Source organism: Centipeda felix (assembly GCF_900186465.1).
GTDB lineage: Bacteria > Bacillota > Negativicutes > Selenomonadales > Selenomonadaceae > Centipeda > Centipeda felix.
Genome location: NZ_LT891959.1, coordinates 39686 through 57226 on the forward strand (window position 1 = coordinate 39686; position 17541 = coordinate 57226).

The window sequence follows — 17541 nt, forward strand, 5'->3', positions numbered from 1 at the left end:
CGCATTATTTTGACGCATTCTCGATAAAAAGAGGTACTTATGGACACGGAGTCATTTAAGGTTTTAGAATACGAAAAAATAAAAACCAGACTCGCATCGTATGCCGCCACAGCCTATGGGAAAGAACGATGCAGAAGTATCATGCCATCTTCCGACTATGATCACGTTGCACGGCTTCAGAGGGAGACCGAAGAGGCAGTGCGGGTTGCGCAGATTCAGCCGCCTCCATTTGATGACATCCATCATCTGCAGGAGATTCTTAAAAGGGCAGGTCGTGGTATTCTGCTGGAGCTGGATGAGCTGCGCTTGGTCAAGAGCACCATTGGCGGCATGAGAGACGTGAAGTGTTTTTTCCGCGATCTGTCTGCTGATGCAGAGCTGCTGAAAGACTTGGCACGGCGCATTGAAATCTTGGGCATGTTGGAACGGAATCTTAAGGCAGCGATTGACGAATACGGAAATTTTCGCGATGATGCCAGCCCCGTCCTTCGTCGCATCGCGAATGAGCTGCGTACGGCGCAGTCGCGGGTAAAGGAGCGGCTTTCTTCCATTCTTCACGATGCAGCCTATCAAAAAATGTTTCAGGAAGCTATTGTCACCGTGCGCGATGAACGCTATGTCATCCCGGTCAAGCAGGAATATCGCAGCCAATTTCCAGGTGTCATTCACGATCAATCTGCAAGCGGCGCGACACTGTTTATCGAACCACTCGCCATTGTCGAGCTGAATAACACTGTGCGTCAGATGGGGATTGCACGCGAGCAGGAAATCCTGCGTATTATGCAGCGATTGACCGGTGAAATTGCCCGTTCTGCTGATGTTTTGTCTGCCAACTGCACGATTTTGTCCGATCTCGATCTCATTTTTGCTCGTGCTTCTTTGGCGCGTGAGATGAGCGCCTATCCACCGATTTTGAACAGAGACGGGTATGTGCATCTGCGAAGAGTGCGGCATCCGCTGCTCCCTCCGGACAAGGTCGTTCCAATTGATATAGAGCTGGGGAAAACTTTTTCCACACTGCTGATCACGGGGCCGAATACCGGCGGTAAGACGGTTAGCATGAAGACCCTCGGCATTCTTGCGCTGATGTCCCAGTCCGGCTGTTTTCTTCCGGCTGAGTCAGGCTCGGAGATACCGATCTATCAAAATATTTTTGCGGACATTGGAGATGAGCAGAGCATCGAGCAGAGTTTATCCACGTTTTCCGCGCATACCCGCAATATTGTACGCATCATCGATCGAGCGACATTTGGCGACCTGGTGCTCCTAGATGAGGTCGGCGCGGGAACTGATCCTGATGAGGGCGCTGCTCTTGCGCGGAGTATCATCGAACACTTCCTTATGAATCGCATTGCTACTGTTGCGACAACGCATTATGCCGATCTCAAAACGTATGCATATACACAGCAAGGCGTTGAAAATGCATCGGTTGAATTTGACATCAAGACGCTCCGTCCGACCTATCGTTTGCTCATCGGTATACCGGGGGCAAGCAACGCCTTTTCCATCAGCCGCCAACTCGGTCTGCCGGAGGAGATCGTTGCACGGGCGGAAGAATATGTAAGCGAGGATCATGCCCAGTTTGAAACCGTTGTTCACGATTTGGAACGTGCCAAGACGATTTATGAGGAAAAAAATCAGCTCCTTTATAAAAAAGAAACGGATGTTTGCAGGGCTGAGTCACGCCTTCGTGCAGAACGTGCTGCATTTGAGCAGTCGAAGCAGGAACTCCTCCATAAGGCACGCGAAGAAGCCAACAACATTGTACGTGAGGCAAGACGAAGTGCCGAGGAGACCATTCAGTCGCTCAAGGAACAGTTTGATGACCATGGCATCAAGGAACGTCAAAAAGCGATTCAAGCAGCACGGTCAAGACTGAATGAGGCCTATGTGCACAATATATCGCCGAAAATTCCTGCGGAGGGGAGACCCGTTCGCCCCGGTGAGATCCAAAGCGGGGATACGGTTTACATCCGTACGCTTGCCCAGGAGGGTACAGTGCTTTCCGTGCAGGGCAAGGAGCTCAGTGTTCAAGTTGGCGGTCTGCGTACCATGGTCAAGATGGATGCGTGCACATTTGTCGGACACCCAAAGCGTAAAAAAAAGATCAACAAGATACGCATCGGCGGTTCATTGGCGCAAAAATCGGCAGAGGTTCGCCCACAGATTGATGTGCGTGGCATGACCGTATTGGAGGCTGAGGCAGTTCTTGAGAAATTCATCGACGATGCTGTCTTTGCAGGGCTTTCCACTGTGCTGGTCATTCATGGAAAGGGGACAGGCGCGCTGCGCCTTGGGCTGCGTGATTACTTTAAGCGAAATAAATCCATCCGCTCGTTCTCCTTTGCTGATATTGCTGAGGGTGGTACGGGTGCAACCGTTGTTACACTGAAATAGAAGTGAAAAACTCCTCTTGACGCGCGCTTTTTGAGAAAATCTCCTTACAAAATACAAACTTTGTGTTACAATAGAGAAATTGAGTGCACAAAGCGCCTCCAATGGACACATCTTGGGAATCACTGACAAAATGAAATCTGTCAGATTGGCGTATTTTTTCGTCCGAACGAGGTGGAAAACCGGACGCAGAGTGAGACTCTGCACTAGATTCCCCCCCCCCCCCAAAGTACGGGCGATAAAGATGCGTCAAGATGATGGCACTAAAATTATCGTGCTTCCCTAGGTTAGGAAGGTATCCATGCAGAAGAGCGAAAAGAAAGCAACGAAGAAGTCGTCAGGGTTTTCCCTGGGAAAGATGCTCCTCGTCGTAGGACTGGTTTTGTTCGTCATGGTCATCGGCGTCGGTTGTGGTTTCCTGACGGCGAGTCTGAATACCAGATCAAATCTTGCAGAGGACATTGTTCCGCCGGCATCGTCGCAGATCTACGATATTCATGGAAATGAGATTGCGAATATCCATGCGGCGGAGAATCGTCGTCCGATTGGCATCAATGAAATCCCCAAAAACCTCCAAAATGCTTTTATTGCGGTGGAGGACAATCGATTCTATGATCATATCGGTATTGACCCACGTGGCATTGTACGTGCGATCTGGGCAAATATTCGCGGCCGGACTGTCACGGAAGGCGGCTCTACGATTACGCAGCAGCTTGCGAAGAATGCCTACCTGACACAGGATCGCACACTGAAGCGCAAGGTACAGGAAGTATTCCTCGCGCTGCAGCTGGAACGGCAGTATACGAAGCAGGAAATTCTTGAGCTCTACATGAACCAGATCTACTTTGGACAGGGAGCCTACGGTGTTCAGGCAGCGGCACGCACCTATTTTGGCAAGGATGCCAAGGATTTGACACTCAATGAGTGTGCCATGCTTGCGGGGATTCCAAAGAGTCCGAACTATTACTCGCCGGTCAACAATATGGATGCGGCGACAGAGCGCAAGGCTGTCGTGCTCGATCAGATGGTTAAGTACGGCTATATCAGTGACAGTGAAGCCGCAGCGGCAAAGAAGGAGCCGCTGCATATTGCAAAAAATACAAATGATGGCGGCAAGAGTGCCTCCTATTTTGTGGACTACGTTCTCCAGCAGCTGGCAGAGAAATATGGAGATGATGCGATCTACAAGGACGGTCTGAAGATATATACAACCATCGACATGGATATGCAGGCCGCGGCAGAGACGGCGATGAAGAATCTGCCGACCTACTTTACGGATGTTAATGGGATCGTTCAGCCACAGGGAGCATTGGTCGCCATCGATCCGCATACGGGCTATATTAAAGCGATGGTTGGCGGACGTGGAACGGATCAGTTCAATCGTGCGACACAGGCAGTCAGACAGCCTGGCTCAGCGTTTAAGCCCTTCGTTTTTGCCGCTGCTCTCGAGAACAAGTATACGCCGGAATCCATCATCGAAGACAAGCCGCTGAAGGTCGGTTCTTGGGAGCCGCAAAACTACAGCCGCAACTTCTCCGGCAAGGTTCGCCTGCGCGATGTTGTACGCTGGTCGCTCAATGTTCCAACCGTTCGTATCGCACAGGATATTGGCATCGATAAAGCAATTTTTTACGCGCAGGAGATGGGAATTTCCACATTTGTCCTGGATGGTGCGACGAATGACCGTAATCTGGCAACAGCCCTGGGCGGAATGACGCGCGGTGTAACCCCGCTGGAACTGACCAGCGCCTATGGTACATTTGCCAACCGTGGCATCCACGTCAAACCCGTTGCTATTCTGCGTGTCGTATCGCGTACCGGGAAGGTACTCGAAGAAGCAGAGCGCAAAGAAAAGAGTGTTATGTCAGCGGACAATGCGGCGGCACTGACGGCGATGCTTGAAGATGTCATTCGGCGCGGGACGGGTACGCGCGCCAACATCGGACGCCCGGCCGCAGGAAAGACCGGCACAACGAGCGACTATCATGATGCATGGTTCGTCGGTTATATACCGGATCTGGTTGCCGGCGTGTGGATCGGAAATGACAGTGTCAGTGACTTGCACGGCATGTCCGGTGGTATGACCCCCGCCGTTATTTGGCAGGCATTTATGCAGAAAGCATTGGCTCAGATGCCCATACGAAGCTTCGCTGGGAGTTCGGCCCATTCTGACACGTCTGCCAAAGAGGAGACGGCAGTCGATCATGAGAAGTCCTCTGGTGAGAAAAAGGCAGCGGATGAAAAAAAGAAGGAGCAGGGAAAGACCTCTGGAAGCACTTCCAAGGGCGGGGGAAATACTGCTCCTGCGGAACCCGTACGTTCTGCACCGGTCGAGTCTCAAGGAGCTGCGCCTGAACCTGGCATGGGGATAGAAAAAGGACAAAACTAGAGAAGAGAGGATCATTCATTGAATGCTGTTGATATTTTAAAGGAGCGCGGGTTTCTTGCACAGTGCACAGACGAAGCTGCACTGCGCGACCTGCTCGATCATGAACAGGTGACATTCTACACAGGATTCGATCCGACGGCAGACAGCCTCCACGCAGGACATTTGATTGCACTTATGGCCATGTCCCACATGCAGCGTGCAGGACATCGTCCCATTTGTCTTGTCGGTGGCGGCACGGGGACAGTAGGTGATCCTTCAGGACGAACAGATATGCGCAAGGTCATGACTGATGAAACCATTGCGCATAATTGCGATTGTTTTCGGGCACAGATCTCGCACTTTATCGATTTTACGGATGGACGTGCCATCATGGTCGATAACGGCGACTGGCTGCGCAAGCTCAATTATATTGATCTGCTCCGCGATGTTGGAGCACACTTTACAGTAAATCGTATGCTTGCTGCAGAAAGCTATAAACAGCGGTGGGAGAAAGGGCTTACCTTCCTTGAGTTCAACTACATGATTATGCAGGCGTATGATTTCCTAGAGCTCAACCGACGCTACGGCTGTCGCCTTGAAATGGGCGGCGACGACCAGTGGTCGAATATTATCGCCGGTGTCGAACTCTGCCGTCGCAAGAAGAATATTACCGTATTTGGCCTAACCAATAAGCTGCTGACCAAAAGCGATGGAAAGAAAATGGGCAAAACGGCGGGCGGAGCACTTTGGCTTGACCCGAAGAAGACTTCTCCCTATGATTTCTATCAGTATTGGCGGAACGTCGATGATACGGATGTTTTGACCTGTCTCTCTCTGCTCACATTCCTCCCCATGGAGGAAGTGCATCGTCTGACGTCCGTTGAAGGGCAGGAGATGAATCACTCGAAGGAAGTGCTTGCCTACGAGGTGACGAAGATCGTTCATGGAGAGCAGGAAGCACATAAGGCACAGGAGATGGCGCGGGCTCTGTTCGGTGGTGGTGTCTCTGAACAGGTTCCACAGATCCATGTGACATGTGGAGAGAAGCTGATTGATGCACTGACGCGCGAGGGCGTCTTTTCTTCCAAAGGAGAGGCGCGCCGCTTGATTCAGCAGGGCGGTGTCACGCTCAATGAGACGCGCGTCTCGGATGAACATTATGTCTTACAGGCAGATGTTTTTTCAGAGGGGAAAGCACTGCTGAAAAAAGGAAAAAAGAAGCACTATCAGTTGGTTTGCTGAATACTACGTTGACGATGGGAAGGAGATAAATAATGTCCGGGCATTCAAAATGGGCAAATATCAAGCGTAAAAAAGGTGCAAATGATGCAATCCGCGGAAAAATCACGACGAAGATTGGGCGCGAAATCACGATTGCTGTCCGTATGGGTGGCGCGGATCCAACGGGAAATATGCGTCTGAAATTGGCGCTTTCCAAGGCAAAGGCCAATAATATTCCGAAGGACAATATCAATCGCGCCATTCAAAAAGGACTCGGAGCAACCGAGGGCAGCAATTACGAAGAGGTGATCTACGAGGGTTACGGTCCGGGTGGTACAGCGGTAATGCTCGATATTCTGACCGACAACCGTAACCGCACTGCTGCGGATGTGCGTCATCTTTTTTCGAAGTATGGCGGAAACCTTGGACAGGATGGTTGTGTCTCATGGATGTTCAAAAAGAAAGCTGTTTTCGTGGTCGAACGAGATACCTTTGATGATGAGGACGCACTTCTGGAGCTCGTTTTGGAGGCGGGTGCTGAGGACATGCGCTCCGAGGACGATGTCTTTGAGATCGTCGCTGAGCCGGATGCCTACGATGCCATTGAGACTGTATTGGGCGAAAAGGGGATTGAAACGGCATCAGCAGAGGTGACGATGGTTCCTGACACGACGGTTCACCTCGTTGACAAAGATGCGGAGAAAATGCAGACGCTGATTGATGCGCTGGAAGACAATGACGATGTTCAAAACGTCTACAGCAACTATGAAATGGATGAGTAGACGACAACCTTCCTTGAGTGCAGACATCGTGTCTGCACTTTTTTAGGAATCGCATAGGAATATACAATGTTAGTACTTGGTATTGATCCAGGAACAGCTATTTGCGGCTACGGATTTGTAGAGCAAAATGGGTCGCGTTTACATGCACATGCCTATGGAGCTGTTACAACACCATCAAAAATGCCTGTGGAACAGCGCTTGTTAAAAATCCATACAGTGCTCGATGGACTCATCCAAAAATATCGCCCCGATGCAATGGGCGTGGAACAGCTCTTCTTCAATCGCAATGTTACGACAGCCATACCGGTCGGACAGGCGCGTGGGGTCGTACTTCTCGCCGCGGCAAAAAATAACCTTCTGTTGATTGAGAGAACGCCGCTTCAGGTGAAACAATCCGTTACGGGATACGGAAAGGCAACAAAGGAGCAGGTCATCTACATGGTGACAAAACTCCTCCATCTGCCCGAGGCTCCTCATCCTGATGACACGGCGGATGCTCTCGCTGTCGCGATCAGTGCTGCACACTGCATGGACACAATTGCCTTGCGCAATCGATTGTAGGCTCATGTTGACCGAGATGAAATGAAGGCTGAACTTCGCGAGGATTTGTTTTGACAGGAGCAGAGTAGATTTATGATCGGATTTCTAAAAGGAAAAGCAACGCATATCACATCCGACTATTGCCTTCTTGATGTGCATGATGTAGGTTATCGCGTATTCATTTCCAATCAGACGCGTGCACATATCAGTCCAAGTGCGGAAGTCATGCTTTACATTCATACAAATGTACGAGAGGACGCCATTCTTCTCTATGGTTTCTTTTCGCGGGAAGAATATGATCTGTTCCTCCATTTGATCGGCATTTCAGGCATCGGACCAAAAGTCGCTCAGGGAATCCTCTCTTCGGCAACAGTAAATGATTTCTACCGTATGGTGCAGCAAAAGGACGTAAAAGGTATCACAAAACTTCCCGGTATTGGAAAGAAGACGGCTGAGCGTATTCTATTGGAGCTGAAAGACAAGCTATCAGATGTCTCGGTTGCAGATCTGCCGGAAGGTGACAACAACGTCGGAACAAAGACCGAAAATAGTATGATCGCTGAAGCGACAGAAGCGCTTCTCACGCTTGGTTTTCAAGATAGTGAGATTCAGCGTGTATTCCGACAGAGGCATTCCTGCCAAAATACGGAGGAGCTGATCCGGTATGCATTGGCAGAACTACAGCGACTCTGATCCAGGAGAGGAGGGAACACAATGCCTGAGATGGGGGAAGATGAAGAAATCATTTCCTATGAAGAGCAGTCCACCGATGGCTGGCAGTATAGTCTGCGGCCGCGGCGGCTCAGTGAATACATCGGACAGGATAGAGTAAAGTCCAATTTATCCAAATTTATACAAGCGGCGCTGTCGCGGGGAGAAGCGCTCGACCATGTCCTCCTTTGTGGCCCGCCGGGACTTGGAAAGACGACGCTCGCGGCCATTATTGCCAATGAGATGGGGGCTAATTTTCGCCAGACATCGGCGCCTGCCATCGAACGGCAGGGAGATCTCGCCTCCCTGTTGACCAATTTACAAGAACACGATGTTCTCTTCATCGATGAGATCCATCGTCTTTCCCATCATGTTGAGGAAATACTCTATTCTGCCATGGAAGATCACGCCATTGATATTATCATAGGAAAAGGGCCAAGTGCGCGATCCATCCGTTTAGACCTCGCACCGTTTACGCTGGTTGGGGCAACGACGAAGACCGGATCTCTATCGGCACCGCTGCGCGACCGATTTGGGATACAGGCGCGGTTAGAGTACTATACGACCGACGCTCTCCTGCTCATCATCGAACGTACCGCTGAGATTCTTTCCGTTCATATTGAACGAGACGGTGCACTTGAGATTGCACGTCGCTCGCGTGGAACGCCGCGCGTTGCCAACCGTATTCTAAAGCGCGTGCGTGATATTGCACAAGTGGCAGGCGAGGAAATTATTTCGCGTTCCGTTACCATCGATGCACTGGATGCATTGGAAGTCGACGAATGTGGTCTAGAGAACAAAGACCGTTATATGCTTGAAGTCATGATTCAGAAATTCTCCGGTGGCCCCGTCGGACTCAAGACCCTTGCGGCGGCACTGAGTGAGATGACAGAGACCATAGAGGATGTCTATGAGCCGTATTTGATCCAGCTTGGCTTTATCGCTCGTACTGCGCGCGGACGTGTTGTGACACAGGGTGGGTATGAACACATCGGGGCACCGTATCCACGCGGTGATGACAGACAGGGAGAGTTACTCTAACATGAAAATGCTTTTGCATATGTGCTGCGGTCCATGTTCCTGCTATCCGGTAAAAAAATTACGCAGCGACGGCATAGAGCCGACCGGGTATTTCTTTAACCCGAACATCCATCCATATCAGGAGTGGAAAGCACGGATGCAGGGGGCAGCACAGTTTGCGGAAATGGTGCAGATGCCGATTGTCATTGATCGGGAATATCAGATGCGTTCATTCCTGAAAAAAGCTCTTCCTGCAGAGGATACGCGCGGTGGACGATGCCGTATGTGCTATACATGGCGCCTGCAGGAAACTGCCGCCTATGCGGCACAGAACGGATTCGATGCCTTTACATCAACCCTGTTCTACAGTATCTACCAACAGCATGATCTCATGCGCTCTGTTGCAGAATATTTTGCAGATCAGTACTGCATCACGTTCTACTACGAAGACTTTCGTATCGGATGGCAGGAAGGTATTGATATGAGCAAGGATATGGAGCTCTACCGTCAATCCTACTGTGGATGTATTTTTAGTGAAGAAGAACGATACAGCAAGGAACTGCAAAAAATTCGTCGAAAGGAAAATCGGGAGAAGAAACGACAACGCCAAATGCTTTCCGTATGAAAAGGGAGTGCAGCAATGAAATTGTATTTGCGGTGCAGTATTCTTGTCATCAGTACATTTCTGTTCGTTGTTCCTGGCATTGTGTCCGCATCGTGGCAGCCGGAAATTACGGTAGGAATCAGCCAGGGTGTCGCGGAAGCAGAATTTTCCGGAAGGAATGCACCGCTTTATGTATACACAGACGAGCAGCAAAAGAGCCCCATTCTGACGATTCCACAAAAGGAAAAACTGCGGGTTCGATTCCTTCATAATACATTTGAACTCAATGGAAAATTGTATGAGGCTAAGCAGTTATACATTCAGGCAGGCGAAGATGAATCCATTTACATCAACGATATGCCATATCGTGGTTATGTTACATTGCTGAAACAAAACGGTATGACTGTTATCAACCATGTTTTGACGGAGGATTATTTGTACGGAGTTGTGCCCAAAGAAATGCCTTCGACGTGGCCGATGGGCGCTTTACGTGCGCAGAGTATTGCAGCACGAACGTTTGCCCTGAAGAACAGAAATCGCCATAGCGAGCAAGGATTCGATCTGTGTAATACTGCGCATTGTCAAGTTTATGAAGGAAGTTCGGCAGAGACGAAGGAAACGACGGAAGCTGTTGATCGTACGTGCGGAGAAGTGATGTTTTATCACGGCGCCATCATTGATGCTGTATTTCATACGGATTCCGGCGGTATGACTGAGTCCGCCGAACAGGTGTGGGGGAGCTATGTACCTTATCTGCGTGCCGTATCCGAACTGCAGACGAAAACCAAGCCGTGGACGCAACGTGTTTCAACGGCACTGTTCATGAAAAAAATGGAGGAGAACGGAAAAAAGATTGGTCGTATGAAGTCGATTCATCTTTCTCCTCTCAGTATCGGCAAGGGGAGCAAAGATCGGAGTCCGAGCGGCCGCGTCCAGTTTATTGAAGTTCTTGGTGACAAAGGAAATTGTGTTGTTTCAGGAAGTGACTTGCGCAGGCTGTTTGCTCTGCCAAGCACACTATTTGACGTGCAGCGTGAATCGTCCGATATTGTCTTTCACGGCTATGGCGGAGGGCATGGTCTCGGTCTCTCGCAGTGGGGGGCCAAGGCATTTGCCGACCGGGGGAAGACCGACCGAGAGATCCTATCGCACTACTATACGGATATAACCATCGAGAAAATATACTAAATGAACTACGGATACACCGAGCCACACATTGTATTATGCAGTCCGTAGTCATATAAGGTGAGATCTATGAATATTTCTGATTTCGATTACTTTCTTCCAGAGGAGCAAATTGCACAAGTTCCGGCAGACCCGCGGGACTCTTCACGATTGATGGTGCTGTCCCCCCAAAAACAGACCATCGAACATCGGCACTTTTATGAGCTGGATGAATATCTGACGGATGGAGATGTTCTGATATTCAATGATACCCGAGTAATCCCAGCGCGCCTCATTGGTGTAAGACAGCCTACGGGGGGAAAGGCTGAGGTGTTTTTACTGCGCCAACTGGAACGGGATCAATGGGAAGTTCTTGTGAAGCCCGGCAAAAAAATGCGTGTCGGCTCTGTGACTACGTTTGGTCATGAGCTGTCCTGCGAGGTGCTTGCACATACGAATTTTGGCGGACGAATTGTGAAATTCTCCTATGAGGGAATCTTTGAGGAGATTCTGGATCGTTTGGGAACGATGCCTCTTCCACCTTACATTCATGAGACACTGCAGGACCCAGAGCGTTACCAAACGATTTACAGCCGAGAGAAAGGCTCTGCGGCAGCACCGACGGCAGGGCTGCATTTTACGGAGTCTCTTATGGATCGGCTGCGGAAAAAGGGGGTGCACCTTGGCTTCGTCACGCTACATGTGGGTCTCGGTACATTTCGTCCGGTTCAAGTCGATGAGGTCGAAGATCATGTAATGCACAGTGAATTTTATTCCATACCGACCGAGACAGCGGACCTGATCCGTATGGCAAAGCAGGAAGGCCGACGAGTAATTGCAGTGGGGACGACCTCCATCCGAACACTGGAGTCTGCGGCGGTCGACCATGGAATGATCGAAGCAAAGCAGGGATGGACGAATATTTTCATCTATCCGGGGTACCAGTTCAAAATCGTTGATGCTGTGATTACAAACTTTCATCTTCCAAAATCCACACTGATTATGTTGGTCAGTGCATTTGCCGGACGAGAATTTACCCTGAAGGCGTACCGAACAGCCGTCGAGGAGAACTACCGATTCTTTTCATTCGGCGATGCCATGCTGATTCAATCACGAGCATAAAGAAAGGACAGTCATACGAAGGTGTTGCTCTTCGTATGACTGTCCCTTACTTTTCCGGAAGCTCGCTCAGGAGGTCATGGTGCTGATTGATCAAATCGGCCATCATTCTCTTACCGTTGACATCCGGATGCAGTCCGTCGGTTGACAGAAGTGGATTTAGGACACTCCACTTTGCATCATAGAAATATGGCTCTATGTCAATGTAATACTCCTGTGATCGAATCCACGCATTGATGAGACTTAACTTCATTTTCCACGTGGGATCCGTTTCAGTATGAAATGCCAGCTGGATACGTTCCGGATTCAGCGGCAGCAGCGTTAAGAAAATAGGACGTATACCATGCAGAGAACATTTCTTTCGGATGGCATCCAGATCCTTTATAATTTCCTGTGCAGGCGTATCCGCACGCAGACTGTTGGAGCCTGTGAGAATCAAAAGATTGGCCGGGTGTAGGGGGAGCACGTCTTGGTCAAAGCGCTCCAGTGTCGTGTGCGATGTATCCCCGCTGCGGCCAAGGTTGAGACATTCAAAGGACAGATATGTCGTATAGCTGTACTCTAGGAATGCGGGGGAGCTCGATATCGCACCGCCTCCATGAGTGATGCTGTCTCCGAGTGCCGCAGCGTAAACATGTCCCGATGGAGCTGGATTCACTGTAAATGATGCCACATCCGACCATGTTCCAACGGTATGACCTTTGGCATCCAGCCCGCGTACACGCCAGTAGTAGGTACCGGCATAGGGGCGTGCGTATTCATCGTAAATGGCATTAACATCGGAGATGGTTTGTGCCCAGGCACGGTGTGGATCAGGTTTTGTTCCGTGGTCGTGCTTTGGTTTTTCCGTCAGAAGTTCAACCTCGTACGTATGGACGCCATTCATCGGAATCCATTGGTAGACTGGGTAGATTGGCTGATGGAAATTCATGACCTGATCGAAAATATTCGGTAGGGGACGATCGGGAATCGCTGCATTTTGATCGATGACAAGCGGCTCAGCGGAAGAAAACTCGCCGATGGGTTCCTGCTTTAATCCCAAGGCACGGACTCTCCAATAGATTGTTTTATGGGAGGAAAACTTCCGCAGGTCTGCCTGCCAACCATTCGTGAATACATCGCGAGTGCTGGTCAAATGGTATTTCGTGGAAAGTACGATGCCGCCTTCTTGCTCCGGGGGAGCAGAGAGCAGCTCCACTTCGTAGAGAACCGCGTTAGGAATGCTGTGCCAAACGAGAAAGGGCATAAGACTTGCTGGATGTTCTTTTGTATAATGGTAGATTGGAATAGGTGCCTGTGCAGCGAAATAGGGGGAAGCAATCTCCGTCGATGGAGATGTCAGAGCACCGAACATACCGTATGCGGTGATCCGATAATAAAAGGGAATCGGCGCCGAGGAGATCCGGTAGGAAGGTGTTGTTGTAAATTCCGTCTTAACAAGCTCAAATTCAGCTTTGTCTGTGCCCATTCCCGTTGTCTTGATATAGGTATCCACACGATAGTAGCATGGATATGCAGGGCGTTCCCAACGCAATGTGACGATGCCGTCTTCCTCGTATACCTTGGCAGAAATGTCAAGTTCACGAAAATGCAGGAAATCGGTTTTCTCAAGAAAAAAAATGCATCCGATAACGATAAAAAAGATGAGACTTGTAAAAAACAAATATTGCTTCATAGATTCACCCAAAGATGATATGATAGAAAACTCCTTAGAAAGGCAGGGGTCAATATGAAAAAAAAAGGTCTAATTATCGTTCACACCGGTGACGGTAAGGGAAAGACAACGGCAGCCCTTGGAATGGCGATGCGTGCGTGGGGAAATGGCATGCGCGTATTGATCCTCCAATTCATTAAAGGAAGCCGAACCTACGGTGAATTGGAGGCGATCAAGGCACTTCATTCGCTGCAGGGGCGGATTGAGATTCGACAAGGGGGCCTTGGCTTTTCTCAGCGCGGAGACAATAGGGAGGAAAAGCATCGTCAGGCCGCGCAGGAGCTTCTCCATACGGCAAAGAATGAAATCCAACGGGGAATGTGGGATATGGTCATCCTCGACGAATTCAATTATGCATATTCCTTTGGATTTATCCAACGAAATGAATTGGATGATCTGATCGCCGCACGACCTTCCTGTATGCACCTTATTTTCACAGGCAGGAATGCCGCACAGGAACTCATTGAGCGGGCGGATCTTGTCACAGAGATGAAGCTGATCAAACATCCTTATCAACAGGGAATCAAGGCGCAAGAAGGGATCGAATTCTAATCCGATTATAGCATATTTGACAACAGCGTGCTATGAAAGATATACATACTGCAGCAATATTCGGTTGAAAAAAATGGAGGAATGCGCTAAAATCTCTGTCATGTATTTGTTATCTTCACTTGTGCTGAAAAAATTCTTCCTGCATGAGCGAAGTGGAAGTGGGGGAGAATCCTTATGAGAAGCGATGTTGTAAAAAAAGGAGCGACGCGCTGTGCGCATCGTTCACTTTTTCATGCCAATGGATATGGAAAGGAAGATCTTGCAAAGCCACTGATTGGTGTCTGCAATTCATTCAACGAGATTATTCCCGGTCATTTTCATCTCAATACGATTGCGGAAGCCGTAAAACTCGGCGTGGCTGCAGCCGGCGGCACACCGATTGAATTTCCGTCCATCGGTGTGTGTGATGGAATTGCAATGGGGCATACAGGGATGAAATACTCCCTTGCCAGCCGTGAGCTGATCGCCGATTCGATAGAGGCCGTTACCATGGCATCCGGCTTTGATGGACTTGTTCTGATCCCAAACTGCGACAAAGTTGTTCCGGGAATGTTGATGGCGGCAGCGCGTTTGAACATTCCAGCCATTTTGGTCAGCGGCGGACCGATGCTGGCAGGTCGCCATCACGGGCGTAACATCAGTGTCAGTCAGGCATTCGAGGCCGCCGGCATGTTTGCCGCCGGCAAGATGGACGCAGAGGAAATGACGGCGATCGAGGAACATGCCTGTCCCAGCTGTGGCTCTTGCTCTGGGCTTTTTACCGCAAACACCATGAACTCTTTGACCGAGGTGCTCGGCATGGGGCTTCCCGGGAACGGGACAATACCTGCACCGTATACCGGAGAACGTCGTCTGCTCGCCAAGATGGCAGGTACCATTATTCTCGATCTCGTTCGAAAGAATATTTGCCCGCGCGATATAATGACACGTGATGCATTCGAGAATGCCATCACCGTTGATATGGGGATTGGCGGATCGTCCAACACCGTCCTCCACCTTACGGCAATCGCACACGAAGCAGGTATTGAGCTTCCTACGCCTCTCTTTGATGAGATCAGCCGACGCACTCCGTACATTACGAAGTTGAGCCCTGCCGGTACACATCACATGCAGGATCTGAACGAGGCGGGAGGCATCTCTGCGGTGATGAAGGAACTGTCCAAGAAGAATTTGCTTCATCTGGACGCATTGACAGTGACGGGGACTGTACGCGAGCGGATTGCACACGCAGAAGTCCTGGATCCCACGGTCATCCACAGCGTTGATCATCCCTATCGCACTGAGGGCGGTCTTGCCATACTGAGCGGTAATCTTGCACCGGACTATGCTGTCGTGAAAGCATCTGCCGTGTCAGATGATATGCTTACCTATCGCGGATCGGCGAAATGCTTTAACTCCGAAGAAGAGGGAGTAAATGCCATCATGGAGGGGAAGATCCATGATGGTGATGTCGTTGTCATACGCTACGAGGGCCCAAAAGGCGGACCCGGGATGCAGGAAATGCTGAATCCAACTGCCGTGATTACAGGCATGGGGCTCAAGGTTGGGCTCATCACTGACGGACGTTTCAGTGGTGCAAGTCAGGGTGCCTGTGTAGGGCATGTGTCTCCCGAAGCTATGTCAGGTGGTCCTATCGCACTGATCGAAGATGGGGATATGATTACCATCGACATTCCGAATCGCAGACTTGAACTCGAAGTCAGTGATGAAGAACTTGAAAAACGGCGTAAGAATTGGGTAAAACCAGAACAAAAAATCAAAACGGGATACCTTGCGCGTTATGCTAAGTTAACAACATCGGCCAACACCGGCGCAATTCTGCAGTGATTTTGATTCGACCCATGGGAGATTCTCCTCCTATGGGTTGTTTTTATGATGCCGATTCGATATAATGTCGTTGCGTTGTTCAGGAAAAGAATGGAGAAGCGAACAATATGCATATTGTTCTCGTCGAGCCCGAGATCCCTGGAAATACCGGAAATATTGCACGGCTGTGCGCGGGGACAGGAATGGAGCTGCATCTGGTACAGCCACTCGGATTTTCAACCGATGATAAGCACTTAAAGCGCGCCGGGCTCGATTATTGGCATCTTGTCCGCGTTCACTATCACGATTCCTTTGCGGCGCTCCACCAACAATATCATGAGCATACATTTTACTTCTGCAGTACAAAAGCGCGCCACAGCTACTGTGACATATCCTACAAAATAGACGATTTTCTCGTTTTTGGGAAGGAAAGTGCGGGACTGCCGGAGTCTTTATTGACAGATTACGAAGCCAATACTATCCGCATTCCGATGCGGGAAGAAGCACGCTCGTTAAATTTATCCAATGCTGTTGCCGTCGTGGCGTTTGAAGCTCTGCGGCAGCATCGATTTGCCGACTTGCGTATATACGGAAACGGCTGCCACGGAAGGAGCACACAGATATGAATGAAGCATTCATTCATTCCTGTTATCAGGAGTTTGAACGGACAAGACTCTTTGAAAACGCTCCCATGCGCTTCCATACAACGTTTCGTATCGGCGGACCTGCGGATCTTCTATTTTATCCGCATAACACAGAAGAAGTGCGCGCGATTATACAGAAAGCGAAACACTATGATATTCCGGTCACCGTACTTGGCAATGGGTCCAATCTGCTGATCCGAGACGGCGGTATACGAGGCCTGGTGATTCGTTTTAGTCGTCAGATGTCAGCTATCACGCAGGAGGGGACAACGCTTATTGTCTGCTCTGGAGCTCTTCTGAAAGATATTGCATCATTTGCACAAAAGAAGGGCCTCTCTGGCTTGGAGTTTGCTTGTGGGATACCAGGAAGTATCGGCGGTGCTATCTTTATGAATGCAGGCGCCTACGACGGTGAAGTGAAATCTGTCGTCATGGCAGTCAAGACCATTTCACCAGATGGAGAGGTACGGCGGTATTCTGCGGATGAGCTGGACTTCGGCTATCGTCACAGTGTTTTTCACACGAATAATGAGGCGATTTGCGAAGCCCACCTGTGTCTTCGTACGGATGATCCATCGTCTATCTTGGAGAGAATGTCTGACCTCAATCAGCGTCGTGAAAGTAAACAGCCGCTTTCCTATCCCAGCGCCGGCAGTACGTTTAAACGACCGCCCGGATATTTTGCCGGCACGCTGATTGACCAGACAGGCCTTAAGGGGCTTACATACGGGGGGGCACAGGTCTCACAGAAACATGCCGGCTTTATTATCAATATAGGCGGTGCGACAGCGCGTGATGTACAGCAGCTCATACACTCTGTACAGAATCGTGTATATGCTAAGCATCACGTAAGACTGTTTCCGGAGCTTCGCATCATTGGAGAACCATAAGGAGAATGTTTT

General features: G+C 49.9%; 15 protein-coding genes. 14 read left to right on the forward strand and 1 reads right to left on the reverse strand.

Features of this window, described 5'->3' with window-relative positions; genetic code table 11:
- Positions 1-39 precede the first annotated feature (39 nt).
- The 10 genes from C1713_RS07605 to queA all read left to right on the forward strand — a co-directional run bounded on the left by C1713_RS07605 (position 40) and on the right by queA (position 11926).
- The gene (locus C1713_RS07605; RefSeq protein ID WP_102493533.1) at positions 40-2397 is read left to right on the forward strand and encodes an endonuclease MutS2; all 2358 of its coding nucleotides are present in this window, start codon (positions 40-42) and stop codon (positions 2395-2397) included.
- Between the two features lie 298 nt (positions 2398-2695).
- Entirely contained in the window at positions 2696-4783 is a 2088-nt protein-coding gene (locus C1713_RS07615; RefSeq protein WP_102493534.1) for a transglycosylase domain-containing protein, read from the forward strand.
- A gap of 18 nt (positions 4784-4801) precedes the next feature.
- Positions 4802-6004, forward strand: coding sequence for a tyrosine--tRNA ligase (tyrS, locus tag C1713_RS07620; protein WP_102493535.1), 1203 nt, complete (start codon positions 4802-4804; stop codon positions 6002-6004).
- A 32-nt stretch (positions 6005-6036) separates the two neighbouring features.
- Positions 6037-6765 carry a YebC/PmpR family DNA-binding transcriptional regulator gene (locus C1713_RS07625; protein ID WP_009442185.1) on the forward strand — a complete coding sequence of 243 codons (729 nt, stop codon included), beginning with the start codon at positions 6037-6039 and terminating at the stop codon, positions 6763-6765.
- A gap of 66 nt (positions 6766-6831) precedes the next feature.
- Positions 6832-7326 carry a crossover junction endodeoxyribonuclease RuvC gene (gene ruvC, locus C1713_RS07630; RefSeq protein WP_102493536.1) on the forward strand — a complete coding sequence of 165 codons (495 nt, stop codon included), beginning with the start codon at positions 6832-6834 and terminating at the stop codon, positions 7324-7326.
- A 72-nt stretch (positions 7327-7398) separates the two neighbouring features.
- Positions 7399-7998 (forward strand): Holliday junction branch migration protein RuvA, encoded by a 600-nt coding sequence (gene ruvA, locus C1713_RS07635; protein WP_009442183.1) that lies wholly within the window; start codon positions 7399-7401, stop codon positions 7996-7998.
- Between the two features lie 21 nt (positions 7999-8019).
- On the forward strand, positions 8020-9057 hold the full coding sequence (gene ruvB / locus C1713_RS07640; RefSeq protein WP_009442182.1) for a Holliday junction branch migration DNA helicase RuvB: 1038 nt from the start codon (positions 8020-8022) through the stop codon (positions 9055-9057).
- A 1-nt stretch (position 9058) separates the two neighbouring features.
- Entirely contained in the window at positions 9059-9661 is a 603-nt protein-coding gene (locus C1713_RS07645; protein WP_061946847.1) for an epoxyqueuosine reductase QueH, read from the forward strand.
- 15 nt (positions 9662-9676) lie between these two features.
- The gene (locus C1713_RS07650; protein WP_102493537.1) at positions 9677-10828 is read left to right on the forward strand and encodes a SpoIID/LytB domain-containing protein; all 1152 of its coding nucleotides are present in this window, start codon (positions 9677-9679) and stop codon (positions 10826-10828) included.
- 66 nt (positions 10829-10894) lie between these two features.
- Positions 10895-11926 carry a tRNA preQ1(34) S-adenosylmethionine ribosyltransferase-isomerase QueA gene (gene queA / locus C1713_RS07655; protein ID WP_102493538.1) on the forward strand — a complete coding sequence of 344 codons (1032 nt, stop codon included), beginning with the start codon at positions 10895-10897 and terminating at the stop codon, positions 11924-11926.
- 46 nt (positions 11927-11972) lie between these two features.
- Here the strand turns inward: queA and C1713_RS07660 are convergent, their stop codons facing one another.
- Positions 11973-13598 (reverse strand): GDSL-type esterase/lipase family protein, encoded by a 1626-nt coding sequence (locus tag C1713_RS07660; RefSeq protein WP_102493539.1) that lies wholly within the window; start codon positions 13596-13598, stop codon positions 11973-11975.
- 54 nt (positions 13599-13652) lie between these two features.
- On the opposite strand from C1713_RS07660, the gene cobO reads away from it, so the two are divergent.
- From cobO to murB, 4 genes are all read left to right on the forward strand, one after another.
- Complete coding sequence (gene cobO, locus C1713_RS07665; RefSeq protein ID WP_009442176.1) at positions 13653-14189, forward strand: cob(I)yrinic acid a,c-diamide adenosyltransferase; 537 nt, start codon at positions 13653-13655, stop codon at positions 14187-14189.
- Between the two features lie 174 nt (positions 14190-14363).
- Positions 14364-16016 carry a dihydroxy-acid dehydratase gene (gene ilvD / locus C1713_RS07670; RefSeq protein WP_009442175.1) on the forward strand — a complete coding sequence of 551 codons (1653 nt, stop codon included), beginning with the start codon at positions 14364-14366 and terminating at the stop codon, positions 16014-16016.
- A 107-nt stretch (positions 16017-16123) separates the two neighbouring features.
- Positions 16124-16621 (forward strand): tRNA (uridine(34)/cytosine(34)/5-carboxymethylaminomethyluridine(34)-2'-O)-methyltransferase TrmL, encoded by a 498-nt coding sequence (gene trmL, locus C1713_RS07675; RefSeq protein WP_009442174.1) that lies wholly within the window; start codon positions 16124-16126, stop codon positions 16619-16621.
- Positions 16618-17529: a UDP-N-acetylmuramate dehydrogenase gene (gene murB, locus C1713_RS07680; protein WP_102493540.1), complete on the forward strand. Its 912-nt coding sequence runs from the start codon at positions 16618-16620 to the stop codon at positions 17527-17529. The genes trmL and murB overlap by 4 nt, the downstream gene beginning before the upstream one ends.
- Positions 17530-17541 lie beyond the last annotated feature (12 nt).